The sequence below is a fragment of the Nocardioides sp. genome (assembly GCF_051876515.1).
Taxonomy (GTDB): domain Bacteria; phylum Actinomycetota; class Actinomycetes; order Propionibacteriales; family Nocardioidaceae; genus Nocardioides.
The window spans coordinates 1-5311 of sequence record NZ_JBJEHY010000229.1 but is presented as its reverse complement, the minus strand read 5'-3'; the positions used below and the strand labels follow the sequence as shown (position 1 = coordinate 5311).

Sequence of the window (5311 nt, the reverse complement as noted above, 5' to 3'; positions counted from 1 at the left end):
CTCGACGTCGACGGCGGACGGGTGGTCAAGGGGATCAACTTCACCGAGCTGCGTGACGCGGGCGACCCGGTCGAGCTGGCCCGCGTGTACGACGCCGAGGGAGCCGATGAGCTCACCTTCCTCGACATCTCGGCCTCCCACGAGGGGCGCGCGACCACGATGGAGATCGTGTCGCGTTGCGCCGAGGAGGTCTTCATCCCGCTGACCGTGGGCGGTGGCATCCGCGAGGTTGCCGACGTCGACCGGCTGCTGCGTGCCGGCGCCGACAAGATCGCGGTCAACACCGCGGCCATCACCCGTCCCGAGCTGGTCGCCGAGATCGCGGACCGCTTCGGCAACCAGGTGCTGGTGCTGTCGGTGGACGCCCGGCGGGCCGCCGGCACCGACTCCGGCTTCGAGGTCACCACGCACGGCGGCCGCCAGTCGGCCGGGCTGGACGCCGTCGCCTGGGCGGTGCGTGCCGCCGAGCTGGGGGCGGGGGAGATCCTGCTCAACGCGATGGACGCCGACGGCACCCAGGACGGCTTCGACCTGGAGCTGCTGCGGGCCGTGCGCGCCGAGGTGTCGGTGCCAGTCATCGCCTCAGGGGGTGCCGGCAAGGTCGAGCACTTCGCGCCCGCGGTGGACGCCGGGGCCGACGCGGTGCTGGCCGCCACGGTCTTCCACTTCGGCACGCTGAGCATCGGCGAGGTCAAGGGCGCGCTGGCCTCTGCCGGCCACCCCGTACGCTGAGCCGCTCCCGCGGCCCGGGCAGCCGTCCGGGCGAAGGGTGAGCGCGGTCTCAGTGATTTCCAGTCTGCGCCTACTCACGCGTAGCCGCCGATACGATGGCGCCATGCTGAAGACCCCTCGACTCGCCTCCGTGGCGACTCTCGCCGCCGTCGCGCTGATCGGTGCCGCCTGCGCACCCACCGACGAGGCCGACTCGGCCAACGACAAGGCCACCGACACTCCCTCGGCCGCTGCAGAGTGCACCCCTGACACCCTGGAGCTGACCACCGACGGCACCCTGACCATCGGCACCGACAAGCCTGCCTACGAGCCGTGGTTCAAGGACAACGACCCGAGCAACGGCAAGGGCTACGAGTCCGCGGTGGCGTACGCGATCGCCGAGGAGCTCGGCTTCTCCGCCGACGAGGTCACCTGGGTGACGGTGCCGTTCAACAAGGCCGTCTCGCCCGGCCCGAAGGACTTCGACTTCAACGTCAACCAGATCTCGATCACCGAGGAGCGCCGCAACGCGGTCGACTTCTCCTCGGGCTACTACGACGTGCGCCAGACGGTCATCACCAACGCCGACAGCGCCATCGCGGGCGCCACCTCGATCGCGGACCTCGCGGACGCCAAGCTCGGCGCCCAGGTCGGTACGACCAGCTACACGGCGATCGGTGAGCAGATCAAGCCGTCGGTCGACGCCGCCGTCTTCGACACCAACGACCAGGCCGTGCAGGCGCTGAAGAACGGTCAGATCGACGGCATCGTCGTCGACCTGCCGACCGCCTACTACATGACCGCCGTGCAGCTCGACGACGGCATGATCGTCGGCCAGCTCCCGCTGCCCGAGGGCGAGGTCGAGCAGTTCGGCGCCGTCCTCGACAAGGGCTCCTCGCTCACCGAGTGCGTGACGCAGGCGGTCGACGCGCTGCGCGACAACGGCACCCTCGACCAGCTGGTCGAGGAGTGGCTCGCCCAGGGCGGCGCTCCCGAGCTGTCCTGATGCCTCAGCACCCCCTGGACGGCTGGGAGCCGTCCGAGGTCCAGCGTGAGCGCGATGCCTGGCGGCGACGTCGGGCATCGCGCTCCGCGCTGATCGCGGCCCTCAGCACGGTCCTCCTCCTGGGGGCTGTCGGGTTCGCGGTGGCCTCCTCGCCGGGGTGGGAGCGGGTCCAGGAGACGTACTTCGACTGGGACAAGGCCGTGGCGTCGTTCCCTGCCGTCCTCGAGGGACTGTGGCTCAACATCCGCGTGATGCTGGTCTGCGCCGTCCTCATCGTGGCGCTGAGCCTCGTCATCGCGGTGATGCGTACGTTGCGCGGCGCCGTCTTCTTCCCGCTGAGGCTGCTGGGCACGGCGTACGTCGACGTCTTCCGCGGCCTGCCGCTGCTGTTGGTGATCTTCCTGCTCGGCTTCGGTGGGCCGGCGCTGCGTCTGGGCGGTCTGCCCACCTCGGCGCTGTTCTGGGGCTGCGCGGCCCTGGTGCTGTCCTACTCGGCGTACGTGGCCGAGGTGTTCCGCGCCGGCATCGAGTCCGTGCACCCCTCGCAGCGCCTCGCGGGCCGTGCACTCGGTCTGGGGTACGCCCAGACGCTGCGGCACGTGGTGCTGCCCCAGGCGTGGCGCCGGGTGCTGCCGCCGCTGATGAACGACCTGGTGTCGCTGCAGAAGGACTCGGGTCTGATCGCGGTGCTGGGCGTCATCGACGCCATCCGGGCGGCCCAGATCGAGACGGCCGTCGACTTCAACTACACCCCGTACGTGGTCGCCGGGTTCCTGTTCATCTGCCTGACCGTGCCGATGGCGCGGCTGACGGACCGGTTCGCGCGCAAGCAGGGGTTCCAGGGCGCCGGGGGGACGATGTGAGCAGCGAGATGAACGTGCCGATCGGGTCCGGCGAGCCGGACTCCTCGGAGCTGGCCCCGGACCTGAGCCAGGTGCTGACCCTGCGCGGGGTGCGCAAGTCGTTCGGCTCCAACCTGGTGCTGCGCTCGGTCGACCTCGACGTGGCGCCGGGGGAGTGCGTGGTCCTGATCGGCGCCTCCGGCTCCGGCAAGTCCACCCTGCTGCGCTGCGCCAACCTGCTGGAGGTCGTCGACGACGGCACCATCCACTTCGCCGGGCAGGAGATCACGCACCCGGCCGTCGACGCCGACGCGGTGCGTGCCCGGATGGGCATGGTGTTCCAGTCGTACAACCTGTTCCCGCACCTGAGCGTGCTGGGCAACGTCACGCTGGCGCTGCGCAAGGTGCACCGGGTGCCGGCGTCCGAGGCCGAGCAACGTGGGCTCGCGATGCTCGAGCGGGTCGGCCTGGCCGACAAGGCGACGGCGCGTCCCGACGACCTCTCCGGCGGCCAGCAGCAGCGGGTCGCGATCGCGCGCGCGATGGTCTCCAACCCGACCGTCCTGCTCCTCGACGAGGTGACCTCCGCCCTCGACCCCGAGCTGGTCGGGGAGGTCCTCGACCTGCTGACCGAGCTCAAGGCCGAGGGCGTCACCATGGTCCTCAACACCCACGAGATGGGCTTCGCGCGCGAGGTGGCCGATGAGGTCTGCTTCCTGCACGACGGCGTCGTCCACGAGCGCGGGAGCGCCGCGGAGGTGCTCGGGGCGCCCCAGCAGGAGCGGACGCAGGCGTTCCTGTCGCGACTTCGTCTGTGAGGACGGACTAACCGCCGCCGTTTCGGCGTTGTCACACCCAGCGCCCAGACTGGGGCCGTGAGGTGCTCACGGGCGCCCGCAGGGACGTGACGAGGCTGGAGAGGCGGCGGCAGCAGATGAGTGCGACGGGTGCGGAACCCCGAGCCGGTTCCGGGGGTTCGTCCCGGGCGGCAACGACGCGTGAGGGGTTCCGGATCCTCGGCGAGGCCGTACGCAGGGAGCCGTGGGTCTTCACCCTGTCCACCGTCGGGTCGGTGCTGTTCGGTCTGCTGACCGTGGCCGACGCGTGGGTCCTGGGGTGGTCCACCGAGCACGTCCTGCTGCCCGCCTTCGCCGACGGCGAGATCGGTGCCGGCCTCGTGGTGGCGGTGGTCGCGCTGTTCGTGGGTGTCGCCCTGCTGCGTGCCGTGGGCATCGTGGCGCGCCGCCTGGGCGCGGGCATCATGCAGTACCGCATGCAGGCGCACAGCCGACGCGCGGTCACCCGCCAGTACCTCGCCCTGCCGATGTCGTGGCACCACCGGCACCCGACCGGGCAGCTGCTCTCCAACGCGTACAGCGACGTGGAGGCGGCCTGGGGGCCGATCGCGCCGCTGCCGATGGCGCTGGGTACGGTCGTCATGATGGTCGTGGCCGTCGCCCAGATGTTCGCGGCCGACGTCGTGATGGCCTCGGTGGGCCTGCTGGTCTTCCCCGCGGTGGTGGTCGCCAACCTGGCGTACCAGCGCTTCTCCTCGCCCCTGATGACGCGTGCCCAGGAGCTGCGCGCGGAGGTGAGCGCGATCGCCCACGAGTCCTTCGACGGGGCGATGGTGGTCAAGACGCTGGGCCGTGAGGCCGAGGAGACCGCGCGGTTCCGTGAGCGCACCGAGGAGCTGCGCGACGTCAACACCCGCGCCGGCCGCATCCGCGCGATCTTCGACCCGACGCTGGCGAGCCTGCCCAACGTCGGCGTGATGGTGGTCCTGGCCGTGGGTGTGGCCCGCGTCGTCTCCGGCGACACGGCTCCCGGCGACGTGGTCACCGTCGCGTACCTGCTGACCGTGGTCTCCTTCCCGATCCGCGCGATCGGTTGGCTGCTCGGGGAGTTCCCCCGCTCGGTGGTGGGGCACTCGCGGGTGCAGCACGTGCTCGATGCCACCGGTGCCATGCCGTACGGGGAGTCGCGACTCGAGGAGAGTCGCCGCGGCGCGGAGCTCAGGCTCGACGGGGTCGGTTACGCCTACACGGACGGCCAGGAGCTGCTTGAGGACGTCACCTTCGACGTCCAGCCCGGCCGTACGGTCGCGCTGGTCGGTGCCACCGCGTCGGGGAAGTCGACGGTGACGGCGCTGGTCGCGCGGCTGGTCGACCCCGACACCGGCCGGGTGCTGCTCGACGGCACCGACCTCCGCGACCTGGCCGAGGGCGAGCTGCCGCGGCACCTGTCGGTCGTCGGGCAGACGGCCTTCCTCTTCGACGACACCGTGCGCGGCAACGTCGCGCTCGGCGCGGACGTGTCCGACGAGGAGATCTGGGCGGCCCTGCGTACGGCTCAGGCGGACGGCTTCGTCGCGGCCCTGCCGCACGGCCTCGACACCGAGCTGGGAGAGCGCGGCACCTCGCTGTCGGGCGGCCAGCGGCAGCGGATCTCGCTGGCCCGCGCACTCGTGCGCCGCCCGCGGCTGCTCGTGCTCGACGACGCCACGTCGGCGGTCGACCCCGAGGTGGAGGCCCGCATCCTGGCCGCCCTGCGGACCGGGGGCGAGGACACCACGCTCGTCGTGGTCGCGTACCGCAAGGCCACGATCGCCCTGGCCGACGAGGTCGTCCACCTCGACGGCGGACGGATCGTGGGCCGCGCTCCGCACCACGAGCTGCTGGTGAGCAGCCCGGCGTACGCCGAGCTGGTCAACGCCTACGAGCAGGAACACCCCGAGCCACCTCGGGACGCC

General features: G+C 71.5%; 5 protein-coding genes. All 5 read left to right on the top strand.

Features of this window, described 5'->3' with window-relative positions; genetic code table 11:
• The coding region (gene hisF / locus ACI379_RS16135) for an imidazole glycerol phosphate synthase subunit HisF (protein ID WP_439793133.1) at window positions 1-732 on the top strand (732 nt) is incomplete at its 5' end.
• Window positions 733-835: 103 nt separating this feature from the next.
• Entirely contained in the window at window positions 836-1717 is an 882-nt protein-coding gene (locus ACI379_RS16130) for an ABC transporter substrate-binding protein (RefSeq protein ID WP_439793132.1), read from the top strand.
• A complete protein-coding gene (locus ACI379_RS16125) occupies window positions 1717-2580 on the top strand; it encodes an amino acid ABC transporter permease (protein WP_439793131.1) in 864 nt (287 codons plus the stop codon). Before ACI379_RS16130 ends, ACI379_RS16125 begins: the two co-directional genes overlap by 1 nt.
• An 8-nt stretch (window positions 2581-2588) precedes the next feature.
• A complete protein-coding gene (locus ACI379_RS16120) occupies window positions 2589-3377 on the top strand; it encodes an amino acid ABC transporter ATP-binding protein (protein ID WP_439793130.1) in 789 nt (262 codons plus the stop codon).
• 116 nt (window positions 3378-3493) lie between these two features.
• Window positions 3494-5311 (top strand): ABC transporter ATP-binding protein (locus ACI379_RS16115; protein ID WP_439793129.1); only part of this gene is annotated, 1818 nt, incomplete at its 3' end.

What these genes read in the sequence shown, in the direction of transcription:
- ACI379_RS16120 (WP_439793130.1), top strand. Translation starts at nt 2,589, where the DNA reads ATGAACGTGCCGATCGGGTCCGGCGAGCCGGACTCCTCGGAGCTGGCC.
- ACI379_RS16125 (WP_439793131.1), top strand. Translation starts at nt 1,717, where the DNA reads ATGCCTCAGCACCCCCTGGACGGCTGGGAGCCGTCCGAGGTCCAGCGT.
- ACI379_RS16130 (WP_439793132.1), top strand. Translation starts at nt 836, where the DNA reads ATGCTGAAGACCCCTCGACTCGCCTCCGTGGCGACTCTCGCCGCCGTC.